The sequence below is a fragment of the Kurthia huakuii LAM0618 genome (assembly GCF_000505545.1).
GTDB lineage: Bacteria > Bacillota > Bacilli > Bacillales_A > Planococcaceae > Kurthia > Kurthia huakuii.
Genome location: NZ_AYTB01000029.1, coordinates 17,384 through 38,853 on the forward strand (window position 1 = coordinate 17,384; position 21,470 = coordinate 38,853).

Annotated in this window: 21 protein-coding genes; 13 read left to right on the forward strand and 8 right to left on the reverse strand. The window is 36.3% G+C overall.

Annotation, left to right across the window (positions count from 1 at the left end):
• Positions 1–132 precede the first annotated feature (132 nt).
• The 3 genes from V514_RS0118030 to V514_RS0118040 all read left to right on the forward strand — a co-directional run bounded on the left by V514_RS0118030 (position 133) and on the right by V514_RS0118040 (position 4,049).
• The gene (locus V514_RS0118030; RefSeq protein WP_029501173.1) at positions 133–1,131 is read left to right on the forward strand and encodes an Ldh family oxidoreductase; all 999 of its coding nucleotides are present in this window, start codon (positions 133–135) and stop codon (positions 1,129–1,131) included.
• A complete protein-coding gene (locus V514_RS19480; RefSeq protein WP_035945117.1) occupies positions 1,132–1,326 on the forward strand; it encodes a hypothetical protein in 195 nt (64 codons plus the stop codon). It begins immediately after the preceding gene.
• An 86-nt stretch (positions 1,327–1,412) separates the two neighbouring features.
• On the forward strand, positions 1,413–4,049 hold the full coding sequence (locus tag V514_RS0118040; protein ID WP_029501174.1) for a hypothetical protein: 2,637 nt from the start codon (positions 1,413–1,415) through the stop codon (positions 4,047–4,049).
• Between the two features lie 43 nt (positions 4,050–4,092).
• Here V514_RS0118040 and V514_RS0118045 read toward each other — a convergent pair whose 3' ends face one another.
• Complete coding sequence (locus V514_RS0118045; protein ID WP_029501175.1) at positions 4,093–5,280, reverse strand: MFS transporter; 1,188 nt, start codon at positions 5,278–5,280, stop codon at positions 4,093–4,095.
• A gap of 111 nt (positions 5,281–5,391) precedes the next feature.
• Between V514_RS0118045 and V514_RS0118050 the strand changes: the two genes are divergently transcribed.
• Positions 5,392–5,955, forward strand: coding sequence for a helix-turn-helix domain-containing protein (locus tag V514_RS0118050; protein ID WP_029501176.1), 564 nt, complete (start codon positions 5,392–5,394; stop codon positions 5,953–5,955).
• Positions 5,956–6,282: 327 nt separating this feature from the next.
• Here the strand turns inward: V514_RS0118050 and V514_RS0118060 are convergent, their stop codons facing one another.
• From V514_RS0118060 to V514_RS20500, 4 genes are all read right to left on the reverse strand, one after another.
• Positions 6,283–6,555 (reverse strand): hypothetical protein, encoded by a 273-nt coding sequence (locus V514_RS0118060; protein WP_029501177.1) that lies wholly within the window; start codon positions 6,553–6,555, stop codon positions 6,283–6,285.
• A 1-nt stretch (position 6,556) separates the two neighbouring features.
• Entirely contained in the window at positions 6,557–7,399 is an 843-nt protein-coding gene (locus tag V514_RS0118065; RefSeq protein WP_029501178.1) for an anti sigma factor C-terminal domain-containing protein, read from the reverse strand.
• A 5-nt stretch (positions 7,400–7,404) separates the two neighbouring features.
• On the reverse strand, positions 7,405–7,887 hold the full coding sequence (locus tag V514_RS0118070; RefSeq protein ID WP_029501179.1) for an RNA polymerase sigma factor: 483 nt from the start codon (positions 7,885–7,887) through the stop codon (positions 7,405–7,407).
• Positions 7,888–7,995: 108 nt separating this feature from the next.
• On the reverse strand, positions 7,996–8,169 hold the full coding sequence (locus V514_RS20500) for a hypothetical protein (protein ID WP_161630223.1): 174 nt from the start codon (positions 8,167–8,169) through the stop codon (positions 7,996–7,998).
• 142 nt (positions 8,170–8,311) lie between these two features.
• Between V514_RS20500 and V514_RS0118080 the strand changes: the two genes are divergently transcribed.
• From V514_RS0118080 to V514_RS0118095, 4 genes are all read left to right on the forward strand, one after another.
• Positions 8,312–9,250, forward strand: a complete 939-nt coding sequence (locus tag V514_RS0118080) for a bile acid:sodium symporter family protein (RefSeq protein ID WP_029501180.1) — start codon at positions 8,312–8,314, stop codon at positions 9,248–9,250.
• Positions 9,251–9,319: 69 nt separating this feature from the next.
• A complete protein-coding gene (locus tag V514_RS0118085; protein ID WP_029501181.1) occupies positions 9,320–9,838 on the forward strand; it encodes an NUDIX hydrolase in 519 nt (172 codons plus the stop codon).
• Between the two features lie 177 nt (positions 9,839–10,015).
• Positions 10,016–10,882: an NAD-dependent epimerase/dehydratase family protein gene (locus V514_RS19485; RefSeq protein ID WP_029501182.1), complete on the forward strand. Its 867-nt coding sequence runs from the start codon at positions 10,016–10,018 to the stop codon at positions 10,880–10,882.
• A gap of 324 nt (positions 10,883–11,206) precedes the next feature.
• A complete protein-coding gene (locus V514_RS0118095) occupies positions 11,207–11,806 on the forward strand; it encodes a hypothetical protein (RefSeq protein ID WP_029501183.1) in 600 nt (199 codons plus the stop codon).
• Positions 11,807–11,864: 58 nt separating this feature from the next.
• Here V514_RS0118095 and V514_RS0118100 read toward each other — a convergent pair whose 3' ends face one another.
• Together V514_RS0118100 and V514_RS0118105 are read right to left on the reverse strand one after the other, a co-directional pair.
• Positions 11,865–13,505, reverse strand: a complete 1,641-nt coding sequence (locus V514_RS0118100; protein ID WP_029501184.1) for a sensor histidine kinase — start codon at positions 13,503–13,505, stop codon at positions 11,865–11,867.
• Positions 13,502–14,200, reverse strand: coding sequence for a response regulator transcription factor (locus tag V514_RS0118105; protein WP_029501185.1), 699 nt, complete (start codon positions 14,198–14,200; stop codon positions 13,502–13,504). Before V514_RS0118105 ends, V514_RS0118100 begins: the two co-directional genes overlap by 4 nt.
• A gap of 138 nt (positions 14,201–14,338) precedes the next feature.
• Here V514_RS0118105 and V514_RS0118110 point away from each other — a divergent pair, with 138 nt between their 5' ends.
• The 5 genes from V514_RS0118110 (at position 14,339) to V514_RS0118130 (ending at position 19,652) form a co-directional block, all read left to right on the forward strand.
• Positions 14,339–15,025 carry an ABC transporter permease gene (locus V514_RS0118110; RefSeq protein ID WP_029501186.1) on the forward strand — a complete coding sequence of 229 codons (687 nt, stop codon included), beginning with the start codon at positions 14,339–14,341 and terminating at the stop codon, positions 15,023–15,025.
• Complete coding sequence (locus V514_RS0118115) at positions 15,025–15,933, forward strand: ABC transporter ATP-binding protein (RefSeq protein WP_035945118.1); 909 nt, start codon at positions 15,025–15,027, stop codon at positions 15,931–15,933. The genes V514_RS0118110 and V514_RS0118115 overlap by 1 nt, the downstream gene beginning before the upstream one ends.
• Before the next feature lie 99 nt (positions 15,934–16,032).
• The gene (locus tag V514_RS0118120) at positions 16,033–16,374 is read left to right on the forward strand and encodes a DUF2500 domain-containing protein (protein ID WP_029501188.1); all 342 of its coding nucleotides are present in this window, start codon (positions 16,033–16,035) and stop codon (positions 16,372–16,374) included.
• A 265-nt stretch (positions 16,375–16,639) separates the two neighbouring features.
• A complete protein-coding gene (locus V514_RS0118125) occupies positions 16,640–19,231 on the forward strand; it encodes a YfhO family protein (RefSeq protein ID WP_029501189.1) in 2,592 nt (863 codons plus the stop codon).
• A gap of 58 nt (positions 19,232–19,289) precedes the next feature.
• Positions 19,290–19,652: a hypothetical protein gene (locus tag V514_RS0118130; protein ID WP_152529010.1), complete on the forward strand. Its 363-nt coding sequence runs from the start codon at positions 19,290–19,292 to the stop codon at positions 19,650–19,652.
• Positions 19,653–19,887: 235 nt separating this feature from the next.
• Here the strand turns inward: V514_RS0118130 and V514_RS0118135 are convergent, their stop codons facing one another.
• Positions 19,888–21,075, reverse strand: a complete 1,188-nt coding sequence (locus V514_RS0118135; RefSeq protein ID WP_029501191.1) for a hypothetical protein — start codon at positions 21,073–21,075, stop codon at positions 19,888–19,890.
• Positions 21,076–21,470: the final 395 nt, after the last annotated feature.

The window sequence follows — 21,470 nt, forward strand, 5'->3', positions numbered from 1 at the left end:
TCTTTTCACTATACAGGAAATGAATGGAAATAGGAAGGTTAATTTTAAGCGGAAAAGGAAATAGAACACTAGCGAGCACATGCTATACTTATAGTAATAATCAAGCGTGCCACTAAGAAGGGATGAGAATAAATGCCAACGATTACTCTAGAGAAATTAAAAGTAGCGATTCAACAAAAATTACAGCAGGCGGATGTCTTGGCTGAACACGCCGCCATTGTAGCCGATGTGTTAACGTTTGCAGAAATGCGTGGTGTGCAGTCGCATGGTGTCATTCGATTACCACTGTATTTACGTCGCATTGCACAGGGGCATATTACTATTCGTCCGGACATTCAAGTGACGTATTTAAATGATGCTGTTTGTAAAATTAATGGGGATTTTGCATTTGGGCATGTCGTGGCGAAAAAAGCGACCGATGAAGCGGTGGCGCTCGCAAAAAAATCGGGTATTGGTTTAGCGATTGTATCGAATTCGACCCATTGCGGGGCTGTTGGTTATTATGCGCACCAGGCAGCAAAAGAAGGGATGATTAGCTTATTATTGACGCAGGCAGATGCACTTGTCGCACCATTCGGGGGTCGCGATGCCTATTTAGGTGTTAATCCAATTACATATGGGGTCCCGAATGCCGATGCTGAGCCGATTGTGTTAGATATGTCGACGAGTAATGCGGCATTTGGTAAAGTAATGGTCGCGCGCGAGCAGAATACAGAAATTCCGCCGACATGGGGCCTTGATGCGGATGGGAATCCGACGACGAACCCACATGAAGTCAAAGCCTTACAAGCAATTGCCGGCGCAAAAGGTTCTGGACTCGCATTATTTATTGATGTAGTCGCTGGTCTGTTACCGGGTGGCAATGACACAATGTATAATGATTTGTCACAACATCGTCATTTAGGGCAATTTATTATTGCGATTAATCCAGCGCTCTTTATGCAGCCTGAAATGTTTGCAAAGGGTGTGCAAAATATGGTGGCTGGCTTGCATGAAGCGGTGCCGGCACCAGGATTTAAGCAAGTACAACTGCCTGGAGAGCGCTCCGCTGAAAAAGCACAAAAGGCGCAACAACTCGGTGTCCGTATTTCAGAGAGTGCCTATGATTTGTTGAAGGAGGAACTAGAATAAATGTATGAACAAACTGCTTTAATAGAAGCAAAGCGTCAAATTGATTCGACCGTGCATAAATTACGTGAAACGGTTAAAACATTAGAAGGGAAGAACAATCCAACGCGCTATAAATCGCAAATTACGTTGGCAAAGCGCCGTATTGAAGCTTTTACGATTGCTGTTGAATTAATTGAACAACAATTAAAAGATTGAAATTTGAATCAATAAGCCTAGTTTTCGTTATTTTATATTTATTGAAATAAGGGAATAATATCGCAAAGGAGGGATCATCGATCATCGTGCGTAAACATACAATAACTGCAATAACCTTAACGATGGTTGTCATGGGTCTTGGAATAAGTGAACCAACGATTGCTGAAGCCGCTACGTATAAGTTGAAAAATGGGGTATTACTAAATAATACTACAGGAAAAGCAGCATCTGGCTATGTGCTCTATAAAGGGCGTTTATACAAAAATGGCAAGCTAAATAAAGGGTACGTTGTCTTTCATGGAAAACTTTATCGTAATAGTGTACTGAATACCGGTTATGAAATTATCGGCAAGGGCCAAAATATGAAATTGTATTACAATGCTACCTTGAAAAAGGGCAATAAAACGGCACGCAATAAAACGCTATTATTTAAAAATGGTGTACTCGCAAAAGGGTATGTTCAGACGCGTGATAAAGAACGACTTTATCACAATGGCTATTTAGCAAAAGGAACAACGATGTATCCACAGCGTGACGTTGCCACATCGAAAAAACTCTATTTATATCACAATGGCTATTTAGCTAAAGGGTTAAAGCGTTATCGTTATCTAGACAAGTACACGTATTTGTTTGACAACGGAAAGCTCGACACACATAAGTATCGTGTGCACGATAACATATTGTTTCATGAAGGACGAAAATACCTTCCTCCGACCCTTTACAGCGGAAACTATTACAACCGTGGTATACGAACAACCGGTTATTATAAAGATTTATTTTATATTAAAGGGGTATTGGCGAATGGAACGTATCATGACAGTGAATATAAGGATGGAAAACTACAATTTACGGTCACTAAAGTAGAAGTAGTTGATCGGACAACGATTATCGTTTATGGCACCGGACTAAGTGGTTTAAGAAAAGAGGACCTAACTGTAAATAATGAGCCGATAAAAGACCGTTTTTATCCAGAAAAAAATCAAATGCGTGTGCAATTAAAAACACCGCTGTCCTCTAATAAAACGGCGACGCTAAAAATAAATGATCAAATGTTTGATATCGCCTATGTAACAAAGTTAGAGGACATCGCGCTCTGGGAAGACACATTTGCCGAAAATGAAGCGGCGATGCTAGCATTTGATGTAGATGGGAAGATGGCCACAGCAGAGGGATTAAAAGCGGAAGGTATAAACGTAACTTTCCGCGCAGATACACCTATTTTTGAAGAGGGGACGACTTCTGCTACTGGAAAATTACGTGCTGGAACAGGACAACATCCAGTCAAGGTGACAATAGAAACAGCAGAGGAAACGAAGGAAAAAATGATGCGTGTGACATTCGCTGAGCTTATCGCTGCTGAAAAAGAGTCCCCTTACACATTAGCTGTACGTAAAGAACGTACGGACGTGGATGAAGGAAATGGCTATAAGAGGATACAAAGCAATACATTAGTCATCGGTGAGCGAGCGTATGTTCAATCTGCTGTTTTTGGGAAAGGTTCTGGCCGTATTAATGGGTTTGGACTCATCTTAACATCTTCAAATCCTGATGTAGTTGCGGTTGAACAACACCCTATCACCGAAGGACGTCTACCAACGGATCAACTCGTAGCGAAAAAAGCAGGGGCAACAACGATTACCGTCGCAACGACAAATGGGTATAGCCAACAATTTGATGTGACAGTGAGGAATGAAAAGCGTCAACTGACGACTGTAAAAGCGCCAGAAATGTATGAAGCAATTGCTAACAATACACGAACAGAAAAAATAGCAGTCGCATTGCTAGACCAATATGGCGATAACCTTGAATTAGCGCAACCTGTGCGTGTTGTATATCTGGAAATTCTTGGCATGCCAGCGGAAGGTAAGCTCTACAGTAGTTACAGTCCACTCCAATTTAATGTAAAAGAGGCAGGGAAGTCTGGTACTATTTTATACAAAGATAGCGGAGGCAAAATTTTAGCTAAAACCGTTGTAAACACGATAGGTCTTGCAACGAAAGAGCGTCTCGCAGTAGACCGCGACGTCGCCCAACGTCAGGATATGAACATGAGTCTACAAGTACCGTTGATTTATGAAGATAACGAAGAGAACTATGCCGGCGCTGCGAGTGTAGAAGACTTGAAGGGGTATCATGTATCCTTTAATCCAGCTATGGTGACGATAAACGAAGATACAGACGGCGACTATACCTTTACAGGGGAGGAGCGTATGCCTGCACTTAATTTAAGAGCAAACCATGAAGGGAATACAACGATTACTATATACGACCCAACAATGAAAAAAGTCCTTTCAAAAACATGGCAATTTTATGATTTCCAGCCGTCCATTACGTCTTTAAAAACAAAAGACCTTACTACGCTCACTGCACCGACAACACTCAGTTTCCGCGATGTATTATATACGAAAAAAGAAGCAGGCAAAGATGATATCGTCGAGCAAGTGACCTTATCGCGTGATCATGACTATGCAGTACGTAGCTCAATGGAAAAACGTAGCTGGTCAGGGTATGCAGAAGAAGCTGATACGCCTTTTGTCAATTATGGCGACCTTTATGTAGATTATGACAACGATGGCCACTTTTCACCGTCTGATGCACGTCTTACGTCTCTAAAAACGACAGATGAAAAAAAATATGCGACAACGGGTCGTGCGGTCCTCAAAAAAGAGCCCATTACTGTTGAATATGAAAACGTTATCAAGAAAGTCATTGATGTACAATAATAAAAGCCGAGCTCGTTCCATTTGTGGAGGTGCTCGGCTTTTATTATTTTTTTAACGATGCTTCAATGGTTAAGTTACGACCAGCGCCTGAAGCAACGGTCAAAATGAGCACAGAAATGACAATTAACATCGCTAGTGAGAGTGTCCATGTTCCGGTCCATTCATGGAGTAGACCAAAAAATAGTGGCCCGATTGCTGCGAATAAGTAACCGACAGCTTGTGCCATGCCCGACAGTTTTGTGGCGGTTAATGTGCTTTCTGTTCGTAGTGTAAATAACGTGTTCACTAAGCCAAAAGCACAGCCACTCGCAATGCCTAATGTGATGATGGCGAAGAGAATCAGAGAAGCGGGCAGTAGGGCCAGTCCAACTGTACTAAGTGTAAATAATGTCCCTGTTAACAGGAGCAGTCCAACTTGATTTTTTCGCTTTGCGGCAATAATTGGCATAATAAATGTAAAAGGCAAAATGGCAATTTGTAACACGAGTAAATAGAACCCTGATTGTGATGTGTCGATGCCTTTTTGAAGTAGCATTTCCGGTAGCCAGTTGATTAATACGTAAAAAATAAATGACTGCCCACCCATGAGGAGCGTGATTTGCCATGCTAGGGGCGACTTCCAAATCGGCACCGCCGTTTTGTCAGCTACTCGCATTTTTGTCGAGTGTTTCCGCAGCTGTAATGCTAAAATGATGATCGTCCCAGCGGTAACGATGCCAATGATGCCAAGCGCGACCGGATACGAATGACGCGCAATCAGGGGGGCTGTTAAATAGGACGATAAGCCCCCAAAAATGTTCATAACAACGGTATAATATCCGGTGACAACGCCAACGCGTGAAGCAAAATGTGCTTTAATCATAGACGGCGCGAGGACGTTCCCAAAAGCAATTCCGATACCAATAAGAATCGTACCGATAAATAATGCAGGAATCGTTGTAAGCGAACGAATAATAATGCCGATTAATAAGAGGATGAGCGCAAAAAATAATGTTTTTTCAAGCCCAACGTAGCTACTAATTTTAGCGACATATAACGACACAACCGCAAAAGCAATTAACGGGAGAATGGTTAATAAGCTGACTTCATTAATCGATAATTGTAGGGCATCTTTTATTGTTGGGAGAGCAACACCAACAGATGTAATCGGGGCACGTAAATTCGCCGCAATGCATAAAACGGTTAAAAATAAAAACCAATTGAACGAGTTCGTGCGCTGTAAAGAAGGCATATGACAGGACTCCATTTCATGTTGTTTGATATAATGTACTAAATGAACACGATAACGTATATCCTTTATATTGTACATTATGTTCTTTATATTGAAAAGAGGGTGTAAGAAATGAAACAGATTCACGAAGTAGTCGCGCAAAATTTAGCCGCATATCGTGCAAAACAACATATGAGTTTGGATAAAGTATCAAAATTAACAGGAGTCAGTAAAACGATGTTGAGTCAAATTGAAAAAGCTGAATCAAATCCGACGATTACTGTGCTTTGGAAAATTTCTTCAGGGCTACGGATTCCCTTATCAGCATTAACTTCTGAAGTAGAAACAAAGGTCGACCATATTCGTCGTGAATATTTAACGCCAATTGACACAGGCAATGAAGCGATTACGATTTATCCATATTTTCCATTTGATACGAAACGTGGTTTTGAATTATTTGTGATGGAATTTGATGGAAAAGCGACTTTTTTATCAGAAGGACATTACCAACAATCTGAAGAATATATTTTAGTAAACGAAGGCGAGTTACAATTGTTAATTGATCGCGAGTGGCATGTGATAAGAGAAGGCGAAGCAATTCGTTTTCAAAGTGATGCAGCGCACACCTATAAAAACGCCACAAATACGAGATTATCGTTAACTGTTACAGTATTTTATCAAGAGAAAAATGATTAATTAATAAGTTAATTATTTTATTTATTAATTAGTTAATTTATGGTTATAAAATGTTGAAAGCGTCGATCCTTGAATGAACAAGAGTCGACGCTTTCATTATGGCTAATTTATAATGGTGAAAATAGTATCCGTTTTGGCGCGAGGTTCATACTCTCGTTCTGTTTCTCCTGCGTTACTATTTGTGAGAAATAATGATAGCAGGAAGCTGAGCGTAAAAATAGTAATTGATTTTTTCATGTGGCGACTCCTTTTTCTTTCAATCTAGCACAAACAAATGCTAAGGGGGCAGGCGAAGAAAAGCTTATTCGATTATAACAGAATGAGAATTTAGTAAGCACCATTAATCGATAACAACCCACATACAATACAAATAAATAATAATAACGTTCCGATTGTTAAAAAAAGCGCATATAAGCCATACTTCCGCGATGTTTTTTGTGTTAGCGCTAAAATTGCGAATAGCACACTTAAAACAGGCACATACCAGATGCCATTAAAAGTAATATGCGTGAATAACATTAGATTTAACAAAAATAATGTTAACAAACTAAAGCCTACTGCTATGAGGCCAATATTAAAAAAGACGGTAGATTTTGTCATGTTATAACTCCTCTCTAAGTATCACAAAATTACGGATGAGATGGTCGTCTAGTAACTGATTTAATGTTTCACCTGATAACGATAATGTGGCGCCATAAATTGAAATACCGTATTTTTTAACATAAGCTAATCGCTTCTTAGCGCCGATATCATAAGGCTGCGTTGGGAGTTCTGTTAATAATTCTAGTTGTTTCAGAAAAGCACTTTCAGTATTTCTTTCCATAACAACTCCTGTAGTCGGATAACCGATTAAAGGATAGGTTTCTTTTGTTGACGTTAAAATTTGTTTTTCAACACCTGTATTCACTGCATTCCACATAACCAAAGCATTGCGACGTAAAAAGATATCTAATTCATTGACAGTGTAATTTTTGTCAAAAAGAGCAAATACCGTTACTTGTTGGTCGGGCTGTATCGTTTTTGTGCCATGCTGGAAATCTGTATTCGTAAAATATTTTGGGAATTTTTCATCTGTTGGAGTAGGAGCCCTCATATCAATTTGTTCACTTGTTTTTTGCATAAATCCATAGGTTGCTTCATAGCTTCCTACAGTATAATTTTCGCCAGCATATTGTTCTTGAAGAGCAGCTTCAAATGTTAAATTAAAAAGCGGTGAAATCTTTGTTTTTACAAATGTAGAATCCATTTTAATTGCTGGGTCTGTCAGTGCGTACAATGCAGTAGTGCGTGCAATGGCTTCATTGGCGCGGTCATTCGTCGCATAGTAAGTAACTGATAATGTATAAAATATTGGGGTAACACTTAAAATAATCGTTAACAATATGATGATGGTATTCCACTTAGCACGTTGCTTCGCTTGTAGAATCATTTTTTGTGTATCCATTAGCATCACCTTTCAACATGTTTTTTTAATTCATTGCGAATACGAAAAATAGTACTTTTACAGGCAGCAACCGACATATGCATCATTTCAGCACATTCATCGTAGCTAAAATGATGGACTACCTTCAGCATAAAAAGCTTCTGTTGCTTCTTTGGGAAAGTAGCTAAATAGCTAAAGACTTCTTGTAGCGCCATGTTTGTGAAAAATCGTTCCTCTAATTGGAAATCTTCAGCAATCGATGAAAAAAATTGTTCATCTGTTACAACTAATCTTTTTTGCTTCCGAAAGTAATCCATACTGGCATGACGCGCAATTGTAAAAAGCCATGGACGAATATTTGTCCCTTCATACGAATCAAGCGCAATATAAGCTTTGTAAAATGTTTCTTGCAACACATCCTCGGCCTGCAGTGGATCTTTAATAATACTCGTAATATAATGCAAAAGATCCTGCGAGTACGTGATAAATAATTCATCAATTGATTCCATCGCATCAGTCGTCCTTTCAAGTAATCAACGCATCAACTGGAAAAACGTTTCAAAAATTGTTTTTCTTGCATAAAAAAAGAATCGTGCAACACACGATTCTCTCAGCTTTTATTTTGTTTTTTTCTGCACAATGACCCGCACAATTTCTAAGATGACAAGCAATGCAAATCCAATGACATAATAAATGATTAGTTCGTCATGACCACTTTCATAAGTAACCCAACCAAGTGCTGCAATAACGAGTGTAATGATTACTAAAAAGAGGATTCGAGTTTTTGACATAGTAAACATCAGCTTTCTATTAATTAATTTTAGTTTATTATAACATGAAATTTGTGGAAAATAATATATTTACAAATTGTTCTATATCCGCTATTATTTTAATTATCAGAAAATTCTTTAATTTATGTCGAGGAGGATACATATGAAAGTTTTGGAAACGATTAGTCAGTTCGCCGGAAAATATTTTGCGGTTCTTGTGCTGCTTATTGCAATTATTGCCTATTTAACACCATCAACGTTTGTTGGTTTTGCGCCCTATATTACATTATTACTAGGTATTGTCATGTTTGGCATGGGTTTAACGTTAAAGGGTGCCGATTTCAAATTAATTTTGACGAATCCAAAGCCCGTTATTATTGGGTTAATTGCGCAGTTTACAGTCATGCCATTAACAGCTGTAGCAATCGCCTATGCATTAAACTTACCACCTGATTTAGCAGCAGGACTTGTATTATTAGGCTCTGTGCCAGGTGGAACCGCTTCAAATGTTATGGTGTACTTAGCAAAAGGGAATGTACCGCTGTCGATTACGATGACGTCATGCTCTACGATTTTAGCACCGATTATGACGCCCGTACTATTATATTTACTAGCGGGTCAATGGATGCCAGTTGATCCGATTGCGATGTTCAAATCAATTATTTTAGTAATTATCGTACCAATTATACTTGGTATTATCGTGCAAAAATTAATGCCAACTGTCGTAGAAAAAAGTATTTCAGTAGTACCGTTAATCTCCGTTGTTGCGATTATTATTATCGTGTCAGCTGTCGTTGGTGGAAACCAACAAAACATTGCATCAGCAGGGCTACTTGTCTTTTTAGCGGTATTCTTACACAATGGTGTTGGTTTATTGTTCGGTTATTTTGTTGCGAAGTCATTAAAATTAAGCGTACAAGACCGCCGTGCTATTAGTATCGAAGTAGGCATGCAAAACTCAGGCCTTGGTGTCTCGCTCGCAAAAGCTCATTTTGCAGCAGAGCCGATGACGGCATTACCTAGTGCATTTGCGGCTGTATGGCATAATATTTCAGGGCCAATTATCGCTACAATTTGGTCAAATCGCTCATCAAAAAAATAATCGAAAGCCAGGCATTGGACGATGCTTGGCTTTTTTTTGCATAATGAATAGATGAAGGAGTGATTTTTTTTGGAAACATGGGACATCTACGATAAGCATCGGGTGAAAAAGCAAAAACAACTTTGTCGCGGTGAAGCGATGGATAGTGAGGACTATCATTTAGTCGTTCATGTATGCATTTTTAATAAAAAAGGCGATATGCTTATTCAGAAGCGACAATCGTTTAAGGAAGGCTGGCCAAATTTGTGGGATTTGACAAGTGGTGGGAGTGCCATTGAATGCGAAATGAGTCAGCAGGCGATGAAGCGTGAACTTTTTGAAGAAATTGGGCTTGTTTATAATTTTGAAGCAATGCGCCCACATATTACCATTAATTTTGAGCGCGGCTTTGATGATTATTACTTACTAGAGTTAGAAGTAGATACAAAGCAGCTCGTGCTACAACAAGAGGAAGTACAGGCTGTTAAATGGGCAAGTCATGCAGAAATCAAAGACATGATGGCAAATCAGCAATTTGTACCGTATTACGAAGAGATACTCGATTACTTATTTGAAGGGCGTCACGCATTTGGCTGTATTCGCGTATAAATGTAACTATTTGACAGTGATGGTTCATTGATGTAAATTTTTGAATAGAACAACAACATGTTACGAGGAAAGAAAGGACCGCACAGAATAATCATAATGCCGCCTTTTTGAAAAGCATCTAGTATCTTTAAGTTGAGCGAACGATTCATTTTTTACGATAATGATAGAGGTGATGATATGATTTTAGTAACAGGGTTAACTGGGAATACCGGTCACGCATTTTTAAAACATTGTCCACACAAGTCGATTGTAACGGTGAGTAGAAAACAGCAAAACTTTTCATCTAATATTATATGTGAACAAGGCGACTTAGCGGATGAAGTATTCGTAGAATCATTGTTTCAGCGCTACGAATTCAGTGAAATCATTCATATTGCGAATATTCGTTATACAGAATTGCTCGTATCATTAGCAGAAAAATATCATGTACCGCGAATTATCGCCGTTCATACGACAGGCATTTATTCACGGTATCGTACATGTAATGCGCTTTATCAAGAAATTGAACAGCGGCTCTATAACAAACCGTTAAAACATACGAGTTATGTTATTTTGCGCCCGACAATGATTTATGGGAATGAACGCGATCATAATATGCAAAAGCTCATTCGTTTTTTGAATCAATCACCCGTGTTCCCGCTTTTTGGTAATGGTCAGTCGTTGATGCAACTTGTACATGTAGATGACTTAGCACACGCAATCTATACTATTCACCAGCGCCCTGATATTCAAAATGATCACTTTGATTTGTCTGGCGGTAGCATTTTAACCTATGAAGCAGTCGTACGTTTTATTACGCAGGAGCTTCATCGTCGTGTACAAATTGTCCGTATGCCGTTTCATGCCGCTCTGTCGCTTATTCAGCTTTATAATTTGATACCTAAGCCGATGATTAAAACGGAACAAGTATTGCGGTTACAAGAGCATAAAGCTTACTCCCATGCCAAAGCCGCGCGTAAATTCAATTATGCGCCGCGGTCATTAGAGGAAGGCTTGCGCGAAGAAGTTAAGATTTTAAAACAAAAAGGCATTATTAAAATGTGATGAAAAGGAATCGCGATGGCGGTTCCTTTTTTTATGTTCGCGTCAAAAATGACATTCAAATATTACAATGTTAAAAAGACATGTCTTTTTTAGCAAAATATTAAAAAAATTTAATTGAATTGTAATTTCAGCATACTTTTAAATCCTATACAATTAGTATTAGATGTAAAGTTATTTTATTACATATATGAGTTTTGTTTTGATATAACAAAAATTAATACTATAAAGGAGTTGGCGTATTTACTTGTTGCGACAAGTGAATTATCAATGATGAAGAGTATAATAAAGAAAAAAGTAATCTTTAGTATAATGGGAAGTCTCGCTTTGATAACAGCTATTTTTACGGCTGTGCAAATAAATGAGGAGCCTCAAGAAGTACAACAAGCATCAAGTCCTAGCGTTAAACAACGAGCGTCTCATGACACAGCGGTTGAAAAAGAGGATGCTATTTCAAAAACGGCGGCGAAAATTAGTTCTCCTGAAAAAAAGGAAGTTTATTCTGCACATGCAGTTGAAAATAAATTAACACGCGCGGCACAATCTTATGCAAAAACACAAGATGCTAAGACGTATTATACACCAGAACAAATTGTGCTTTTGTTAAAGCAATATCATCAAGATGTAACGGAAAATGTTAATACGTATCCAGAAGCGGTCGATGGTTCACTTCAAGTAGTCGAAAATGTCTTAACAAGTGGCGATTTAACGGCGGTGCAAGCAAAGTTTTTACAACATTATCACGCGACATTAACAGTTATGAATGATAAATTAGGTCATGAAAAAAACTGGGAACAACGTGAGGCTACGTATCAAGAAATTAGTGTATATGGTGATGAAATGAAAAAAATCCGTACAAAGGCGGAAAAAAGCATCGGCAATTTTGAGTTGTTTACACAGTATGAGCACCATGAATTATTTTCATAATGAAAACAGAGATTTCCCGAAAAGGAAGTCTCTGTTTTGGTTATATGGAATGAAGAAATTAACGATTATCTAAAAAAATCGTCACAGTTGTCCCTTGGCTGGATACACTATCAACAGTGATTTTTCCACGATGTAATTTTATCAGTTGTTCAGTTATCGCCATGCCTAATCCTGTACCTTCTATATTTTCGGTCGTTGCTGTACCTCGGTAATAGCGATTGAAGAGTTGGTCTATCGTTTCTTGGTCCATGCCAATACCATTGTCGCGTACAATAATAATTTGTTGCTGGTTGAGTTTATGTGTTTCTAGCTGAATCAATGTGCCTGGCGGGTTATGTTTTAAAGCATTGATTAATAAGTTATCAATCACACGTTGGAATAATATCGGGTCGATGTTCACATAAACCTTTTCTTGTTCAGGAATAAAATCAAACGTATAATCCTTTGCTTGTGCAGTATTCATAATTTGAATCAATGAGCGGCGAAGCCATTCTGTTAATTCAATATTTTGCAGATGTAACGGTAGCCGTTCGTTTTTAAGGCGATAGGTTAACGTCAAATCATCAATCAACTCTTCCATGTAATGCGCTTTATTGTCCATAACTTCTAAAAATTGTTGCTGTTCCTCAGTAGTCCAATTATGAGAAGAACGTAGCATTTTTGTGTACCCAATGACTGTAGATAAAGGTGTTTTTAAATCATGAGATAAGCCGCTAATCCATTCTTCACGCATTTTCTCCATTTGCGAACGCTGCTGTTCATATTGTGAAAGTTCAGAAGTCATATATTCCATTGTTTCAATCATATCTTTATACAATCGATAACGTCGACGAACACGCCCTTTTTTCGTTCTAAAAATTGATTTGCCGCGCTTATTGTGTGGTACTTGATAGTTTTTTTGCCCAATTTGTCGAATCCAGGTCATAAAGTGGAGCATCGGGTTAGCAAATTTTCGCGTGTAGAAATAAATGAATAAGCCAAAAATCATCATCACGACGATAAGAAGGGCAATTAGAAATGGAACAAGTCGTTCCCAAATCGGCATAAATGAATCTTCAAAAAGTTCATTTGCGACAATAAGTTGTTTACCACTTTTTGAATCTGTAAAACGGAGGATTTCATAATTATACGTTTCATATAGTTTTTCAATCGCTTTTCTAGGATGTTTATCATTTGTTGAATCAAGTAATGTGCCATCTGAATCTATGTAATAAATCGGATTTTTGGAGTTGATTGTTGGCAGTTTTTTCGTCTGCCAATTTACGTGTTTTTTTAAATAATTCATATCCGCTTTTCCTTGATTGAGTTGCCCTAATACGACTGTATAGCTTTTCTGTTCTAATTCTAGTGGCACTACATTATAATCAATTTGCTCGTTTTTAAATAATTTTGAGTAAGCTGTCGGTGCTTTCTTTGGTACATTATTTTTAAACTTTAGTTTTTTATTTTTATCGTAGACGAGTAACCATACTTGCTGTTTTTTTAGTTTGTGTAAGAGTGTTTCATCTATGTTATCAATAGTTTTAATACTGTATTCTAGGTCTGTCACCGTCATTAAATCGGTATTTGTTGCTTGTTCTTCTTTTAATTGCGCATAGCCTAGAAAAAACAATAAGGTAAAAACAATCACAATGAATAAAATAATAAAGGTGAGCGTCTGTGTTAAAAATTGTAACGCGAAGCGGCGCTGAAGATTCATAGTTGAGCTCCAGGCATAAATTTATAACCTAATCCGCGAACAGTGACGATTCTTTTGGGGTTACTCGGATCACATTCGATTTTTTGACGTAGTTTTCGTATATGGACCATTACTGTATTATCTTCGCCTAAATAGGCATCTTGCCAGACATTTTCATACAATTGACTTTTTGTGAACAACTGATTTGGGTGTTTCGCAAAAAATAAGAGCAGTTGATATACTTGGGCAGATAATTCAATTGCTTCCCCTTTAAAGTACACTTCCCCTGATGTCGTATAGATTGTTAAGTTTGGAAATTGAAGTGTCGTTTGCATTTCAGTTGGTAGTTGAAGTCGACGTAACTGTGCTTTTATACGGGCAACAACTTCAAGTGGATTAAATGGTTTAGTAATATAGTCATCGCCACCTAACGCAAACCCTGATAATTTGTCCAAATCCGATGTGCGCGCTGTAACAAAAAAGATAGGTGCATTTGTTAGGCGTCTAATTTGCGGGCAAATATCAAAGCCACTTTGTCCAGGCAACATAACATCAAGCAAAATTAGATCATAAGACTGCTGTCCACAATAATGCAACGCTACTTCGGCTGTTGTCGCCGTATCTATTTTTGTAAATCCTTCTTTTATTAAAATGGTTTGAAGCATCGTTAAAATAGCTAGTTCATCATCTACAAGTAATAATTTTCCATATTCCATCGTCATTCACCTCTCATTTAGTTTAGCATGTTCTTTTCCAATGATACCAAAATTAAGGAAATGTTAAGGTAGCATTTCATTTAACGAAAGATTCATACGTTATGATTGTTTCAGATAACTTAAGGGAGAGATTGAACTATGCTACCTATTGCAACAAAAGAATTTTGGCAATTAACAAAAAATATCAAATCCATTGTAATGGTACTTATTTTACTCGCATCATCGTATTATTTTTCAAAAAATGGGCGCGTTTTTGCGGCATTTTTAGGCTATGATAGCGACAATGATGCAGGGATTTATGCTACAGGGTTACTCATTATTATCGTGTTTTTTGGATCATTATTTACAATGGCATTATCACATGATGTGATCAATCGCGAAGTTTCTAACCGTACAATCCGTTTTTTATTAACGCGTACTTCAAGTGAGCAAATTATTTGGGGGAAATTTTTAGGGACCGTCGCATTTTGGTTTGCATGCATTTTACTTGCTGTGGTCATTATTGCTATGACATCGCAAACATTTAGCGGCATTATTTTGGCAAGTGTTTTATGCTTGATTACGATTGAAATTGCATTTGCATTTGTTTTATCGATTCTTATTTCAAAGCCACGAATGACGATGTTTTTAGGAATTGTTTTCGGAACTGCGCTGCCAATTATGTCCCAAGTAGTAGAGTATAGCGATAAATGGTGGGGAAAGCTACGTTATATTAGCCCGATTCATTATATTGAACAAGAAGATTGGCAAATGATTTTATTACCGATTGCTGCTCTTTTATTAATTTTTTCATGCATTCAAGTGTTTAAACGAGGTGAATATTAATGTTATGTGTTAAACAATTAACAAAAAATTACGGCAAGAAAGAAGTACTTAAATCCATTGATTTAACCATTTATGAAGGGGAGGTATTCGGATTTTTAGGTCGTAATGGTGCTGGTAAATCAACATTTATTAATATTTTAACAGGGCTTGCACAACCTACTGCAGGTTCTGTGACATTTTTCAATAATGAAAAATTGTCGAATAATGTTAAGAAACGTATTGGTGTCTTGCCGGACTACTCAACGTTTTATAATCACTTAAATGCGATTGAACACCTCCGTTATTTTGCGGCGATTAGCGGAAAAAAAGTGTCAAAAAATGAAGCGCAAGCAGTACTTACAAAAGTGGGATTAAAAGAAGATTGTTACATTAAAGTCGGAAAATATTCATTTGGCATGAAGAAGAAATTAGGCTTTGCACAAGCTGTTATCCATGATCCAGATTTTATTTTTTTGGATGAACCAACATCTGGTGTAGATGCGGAGTCAGCCATTGTCTTGCAAAATTTTATTCGAGAGCTTCAAAAAAAGGGGAAAACGATTTTTTTAACATCACATAATTTGACTGAAATTGAAAAGCTTTGTACGCGCATTGCGATTTTAAAAGAGGGTCGTATTGCTAAAATAGGTACGATTCGTGAGTTGAAAACGGACAATACGAATGAACTTCATGTGCGTATTAAACATGGTACTATTGGTCAAAGCGCAGAAGCATCTTGGTATGAACAATTAAAAGCTTTTGTGCCTATTATTGAACGGACGGCGCAATATACAACTGTTCAAATTCATGATGAACAACAAAATGCAGAAATATTACGCTGCTTCCATCGCTTTAATATACCGGTTTACCGCTTTGATATTGAAGAAAAAAGTTTAGAGGATGTCTTTATAGACAATCAAAAAGCGTAAGCATGAAACCATCTTTTCCACGATTCTTTTTTTATTCCAAAATTTTGAAACTAATTTACAATTATGCTCGTATAGTATGTATAGAAGGGGAGGGATTGTATGTTTTTTGAAGACATGATATTTTCTTTTGTACCTATTTTCATTGCGATTATTGGCATTTTTGTTTTTGGTACGATTATTTTCATTCTTTTTTCATCTATTAAAAAAGGTATAAAAAATAATAACTCACCAAGGCTGACTGTACCTGCAGAAGTGATTTCAAAGAGGACACATGTACAAGGCGATCATTCATATACAACCTATTATGTGACGTTTGAAGTACAAAGTGGAGATCGTCTGGAGCTTCAATTGAATGGTAGTGATTTTGGTATGCTTGCGGAAAAGGATATTGGCATTTTGTCATTCCAGGGAACGCGTTATGTATCATTTGAGCGACAATAATAAAAAGGCGTAACTGTTTAGAAGCAGTTACGTTTTTTTAAATAGTCTTAAAAAATGAATTTTCAATGCATTATGATATGTAATGCGACAAGACATTGAATAATGTAGACGATGCCCTATTTTGAAGAATCACAATAGAAGTGATTCTTTTTTTGTTAAATATATACTCTATTTTTACTATTTAACTCCATCTAAATCATTTAAATGTTAAAAAATGATTTAAAAAGGTTATAGAGTTAAATGAGGGGAATTGGGGGAGATAAGAATGCACAATAAAATAATAAGCTATAGTATGCTTTTTTTAGCAGCATTATTAATCTCTATCATGGCACATCTTGGGATGATTTGGCGTACAGTAGAAGGGAATTTATTTATCGGTTTTGGTGATGGAATTTCACAAATGTTGACATTTAAACAATATATATTTGAAAAATATCAGCAGGGGAATTGGGCATATTCGCAAGACTTTGGATTTGGTGGCGGTATTTTTGCTACGCTAAACTATTATTATACGACGAACATTTTTATGTTGTTATGGTTTTTAGCTTTTGTTGTTTTTTCAATTGAACCAACAATTGAAACATGGATTCATTTATTAATTCCAATAAGTATTGTAAAGCAAATGCTCCTATTTACAGCAGCCTTTTATTATTTAAAGTTACTTATTCCTGAAAAAAGAGGCGCTTTTATTGGAGCTATTATATATATGTTAAGTCCGTTTTTCTTTAAAAATCAAATTAATACCGACATTTTAGTTGATGTTGCATTATATTTACCATTTTTATTAGTTGGTATTGAACAGATTATTCGCAAACGCTCTCCAATGTTCTTTATCGTGATATTGACGTTACTATTGATCAATAATTTTTATATCGCTTTTATTGTTTGTTTATTAGGTCTGCTCTATATTGTATTACGTTTCGTTATACGCTTTAATAAAGACGAAAAATCGAGATTATCGCAACTAAAAACTTACGTTTGGACGAGTTTGCTTTCTTTTGGTATGAGCAGTTTTATTTTCATTCCAGCTACGATTGGTTATTTGAGTAATGAACGGCCAGCATATACAGAGCCAATTCCTTGGTTTGAGTGGAATGATAATTTACTGATAAATGACTCTCGCGAATTATGGTTACCGGCCATTGTTTTAGTGGCAATAGCGATTAAACCAATTTATAAACATAAAATTTTTATTTTCTTTGGCATGATTGCGGTATTAGGGACGGTTGGCTATTATAGTCCGATGATTGGGAGTATTTTTAATGGTTTCTCTGCGCCTAACGAACGGTGGGTTCCAATCGTTACATTGAGTTATGGAGGTCTTGTTGCGGTCATGTTTGCGCATTCCAAGGAAATCCATCGAAGAGATTGGCTTGTCTCAACGAGTTTTGCAGCTATCGTTATTACGATTGTAAGTGCAATTCAACAAGATTTTTTCCATCCACTCACATTGTTAGCGTATGCATGGCTTGCCATTACGCTAATAGTTGTTTTTTATCGCTTCCGAGCATTGGCAGTTAGTTTAATCATTATGACGGCATTGCTAATCTATTCGAATTATTTTTTAATCGATTTTTCAAAAACAGCGAATATGACTGGTTCTACGACTGAATACGTACAAGGGAGTGCACTTGGAGTTTCTGATGACATACAACGCGCGGCTGCTTATATGAACAAGAACGGCCTAGATAAAAATGCACGCCAAGATTGGTCTGAAATATTACGCGAAAATACACCACCTTTAGTTGGATTGGATGGCTTTAGCACCTATTCTAGTATTTCGAATGGTAATTTGATGTACATGTATTGGAGAGATTTGCAAATAGATTCTGGTCGAGAAAGTTTGAGTCGCTATCGAACATTAGGGGACCGAACAAATTTGATGGCGCTATTTCAGGCACAGTATTATATGAGAGAAAAAAAACATCGAAATATTCCATATGGTGTTGAAAAAGTAGGGGAGTATGGCAAATATCGTTTATATGAAAATCCATATAAGGTTCCAGCCTTTAGAGTTACCAACGATTTTTATAATCGACATCACTTAGCGACGATGCCTGTCTTATCGCGAGAACATGCGATGCTTGAGGGAGTTATTACGGAAGATGGTCATGCTAAAATTTCTGCACCGACTTCATTACCATATAAGATGACGATAAAAAATGCGAAGTTAGAGGGCAAAATATTAACCGTTCCTAAACGAAAGAAACCAGCAAAAATTACTTTTAAACTTTCAACTATTCCAAAAGCCACAAAGTCGATATATATGCAGTTTTATTTGCGCGCAAATCAGGTGAGAAGCACGTTTAACATTCATATAAATGAGTTAACTACTCGGCGTAAGAAAGGAGATGCAAAGTACGCAACAAGTTTTGATGCGTTGACATTGGTGATTCCTGTTAAGAAAAAAATTACGTTAACGATACCAAAAGGGCAGTATACATTTAAAGATGTACAGCTATTTCCTGAATCGTACAAAACATTAAATAAAGCGTTGAACAAAAATAAAACGAATGATTTTGTGTGGCATGACGATAATGCAAAGGGGCAAGTAACGGTGAAAAATTCAAATAGTATGCTTGTCACGCCGATTCCGTTTGAAAAAGGATGGAAGGCAACTGTCAATGGTCAGAAAGTAGACATACAAAAGGTGAACTATGCATTTATAGGGCTACCACTTGAACAAGGAAAAAATCAAGTCAATTTACACTATGAACCTCCTTATTGGCGTAGCGTTGTCAGCTTATCGATAGTGTCCTTGCTCCTGACAATTTTTATTTTTTACCGAAGAAGAAAACTTTTAAAGAATCGCACATATTGTAAGTATTGTCATTTTGTCCTCTTTTTTATTGCTTAATATTACTTGGTTTACTTTCATAAACATAAAATACAAACCATATGAAAAAATTGTACCATTGACAGAGCAATATGGAGCACCTGTTCATTATAGAGTAGATATTAAAAACTCTAATGTACAATATGGATTTGACTATCCAAATTATTTACGATTTGAATCAAATTTATTTTACCGAGAGGAATTTCCGGAGAAGAAAATTTCTTATTCATTTATGATTTGGCCAAAATTTTTCTCTACTCCGAAATACGGGGTTATTATTCGAAAGGATAAGGAAGAATACCAAATTGAATTGAATGAGAATATGAAAGTCGACGGAAAAGATAAAGGGAATCAATATGCAACGCAGATTATTAAAGAACATGAAGAACAATTAACAATTATTTTCAGAGAGATGAAAGAAACATTTCATTTAAATGAATAAGTAAGGATAGTATTATAGAGTTGCGGATGAGTACCAACTGTTTTAGATAGAACCTAATCATGTATACCGAATACACGCAAAAAAGGTTCGAAAATGAAAGTTTGAAAAAATATAAAAGAGCGATAAACGTTGGTATATCAGCGTTTATCGCTCTTTTTTTAAAAAGGATTATGTGAGAATTTATACATTTTATAGAAAAGAATGTGTTTATCATGGATCTGTTTAATCGAGAAATTTACTTTAATATTTTCAAATCGTATGAGTAAACTTTTTTATATTTTGGTTCATTGATGATGGCATCAAGACCCTTGATATCAAAGGAATCGGTTACAGTTCCCTTATCTAATGAATACGATTCCAAATAATAGTGTTCTTTTTTATAAGGGCTATATCGCAATACATATAAATTGCCTTCTTTAAAGTAGGTTTCTTCATTGTGTCGAACTTTTGATTTACTAACATTATTCAGACTAAAAGCTTTTGACACAGCTGTTGATTTTAAATCGAAAGAGTATATTTCACCTAGTCCGTTAGCGTAATATAATTTGTTGTTATAGAGTGTTGCAGAATTTTTATAATTATAAGGAATTGTAGCGGTTAAATCGACTTTTTTGTAGTCAATAAAGTCGAATCTTTCTTGTCTCAATGTTTTTTTGTTAATTCTATAAATAGATACTTTTTCATGAGTATCATTGATAATTTTAGATAAGATTAGGTAATAATTGTTTTCATCCGATAAAATTGGTGCTAGAACTTGCATATTTTCGGTAGATTCGGATTGGATTGTCGTTAGGTCATTAATTTTAAGTTTTTCATCAAACGTTACTTCCCTTAAGTCAAATCTATTTTTAGCAAAATCTTGTGTGAGTATAGGAACCATGTTTTCAGTGATTCCAGATGCAACGATATAATAAGGAATACTATCTACATTGAAATCCTTTGAATCGCCATATCGAACATCTGAACTGTATCCATCTTCTACAAAACCACTGTTATAAATACTGAAAAATAATTCTTTTTCTGGTAGATACCCCGTCCTCTCACCTGTGTATTGTGGCGTATCCATTTTAAATTGTTTCGTATTGTCACTTATAATGTTTATGTTGTTTTTATCTTCTAATAAGACCTGGTTCTTGCCTATAGCGACGCTTCCAAGTTCAAGTCCTTTCATGGCAAGTGCTTGAACGGAATGATCATCTTGTACAAAAACTCCATAACTTACGCCTTTATTATCCATATCTTGGTCAGCCGTGGTTGATAAATAAATAATTGCTTTCGTATTTTTTAATAGCTCTTTTTCTAAAACCTCATCTGTTGACAGAATCGGAGTGTCCGTTTTAAATTTGTCTTTTGTTAAACTAATAATTAAAATAATAGCAGTCGCTAATAAGATTGCGCCGATTAATCTAGTTTTCTTCATCATTAAGTACCTCCATAACTTATTTAAGATGTGCGAGTCAATGACTGTTGACACTCAAGCATCATATAGGAAAGCTTTTTTGTTTTCAAGTCCTTGAAAATCCCTCAAACAGAAATGTTCCTACCTAGAATTATAGATAAATGAAATTTTATAGATTGTTTTTTTCTTAAATGAAGCGAAATCTAATAATAGATCATCTTTAATAATTAATAATTGTGAAAAAACATATTTAAGGAATGAAAATGTAAACTTTATGAAAAAAATTCATAATTTAGATATGTTAGTTTATAATTAAGTATGTATAAAGATTGAATAAGCAGCACCTAAAATATTTAAAAAGTCGTTTATTATTTAATATGGTATGGCAACACTTTTAGACAACTTTTATGAGGGGTGCT

Excerpts from the sequence above, each read along its gene's own strand:
- V514_RS0118115 (WP_035945118.1), top strand. The coding sequence starts at position 15,025 with ATGTTATGTGTTAAACAATTAACAAAAAATTACGGCAAGAAAGAAGTA.
- V514_RS0118065 (WP_029501178.1), bottom strand. The coding sequence starts at position 7,399 with ATGGATACACAAAAAATGATTCTACAAGCGAAGCAACGTGCTAAGTGG.
- V514_RS0118080 (WP_029501180.1), top strand. The coding sequence starts at position 8,312 with ATGAAAGTTTTGGAAACGATTAGTCAGTTCGCCGGAAAATATTTTGCG.
- V514_RS19485 (WP_029501182.1), top strand. The coding sequence starts at position 10,016 with ATGATTTTAGTAACAGGGTTAACTGGGAATACCGGTCACGCATTTTTA.
- V514_RS0118045 (WP_029501175.1), bottom strand. The coding sequence starts at position 5,280 with ATGCCTTCTTTACAGCGCACGAACTCGTTCAATTGGTTTTTATTTTTA.
- V514_RS0118135 (WP_029501191.1), bottom strand. The coding sequence starts at position 21,075 with ATGATGAAGAAAACTAGATTAATCGGCGCAATCTTATTAGCGACTGCT.
- V514_RS19480 (WP_035945117.1), top strand. The coding sequence starts at position 1,132 with ATGTATGAACAAACTGCTTTAATAGAAGCAAAGCGTCAAATTGATTCG.
- V514_RS0118060 (WP_029501177.1), bottom strand. The coding sequence starts at position 6,555 with ATGACAAAATCTACCGTCTTTTTTAATATTGGCCTCATAGCAGTAGGC.
- V514_RS0118120 (WP_029501188.1), top strand. The coding sequence starts at position 16,033 with ATGTTTTTTGAAGACATGATATTTTCTTTTGTACCTATTTTCATTGCG.
- V514_RS0118050 (WP_029501176.1), top strand. The coding sequence starts at position 5,392 with ATGAAACAGATTCACGAAGTAGTCGCGCAAAATTTAGCCGCATATCGT.
- V514_RS0118100 (WP_029501184.1), bottom strand. The coding sequence starts at position 13,505 with ATGAATCTTCAGCGCCGCTTCGCGTTACAATTTTTAACACAGACGCTC.
- V514_RS0118125 (WP_029501189.1), top strand. The coding sequence starts at position 16,640 with ATGCACAATAAAATAATAAGCTATAGTATGCTTTTTTTAGCAGCATTA.
- V514_RS0118110 (WP_029501186.1), top strand. The coding sequence starts at position 14,339 with ATGCTACCTATTGCAACAAAAGAATTTTGGCAATTAACAAAAAATATC.
- V514_RS0118070 (WP_029501179.1), bottom strand. The coding sequence starts at position 7,887 with ATGGAATCAATTGATGAATTATTTATCACGTACTCGCAGGATCTTTTG.
- V514_RS0118105 (WP_029501185.1), bottom strand. The coding sequence starts at position 14,200 with ATGGAATATGGAAAATTATTACTTGTAGATGATGAACTAGCTATTTTA.
- V514_RS0118030 (WP_029501173.1), top strand. The coding sequence starts at position 133 with ATGCCAACGATTACTCTAGAGAAATTAAAAGTAGCGATTCAACAAAAA.
- V514_RS20500 (WP_161630223.1), bottom strand. The coding sequence starts at position 8,169 with ATGTCAAAAACTCGAATCCTCTTTTTAGTAATCATTACACTCGTTATT.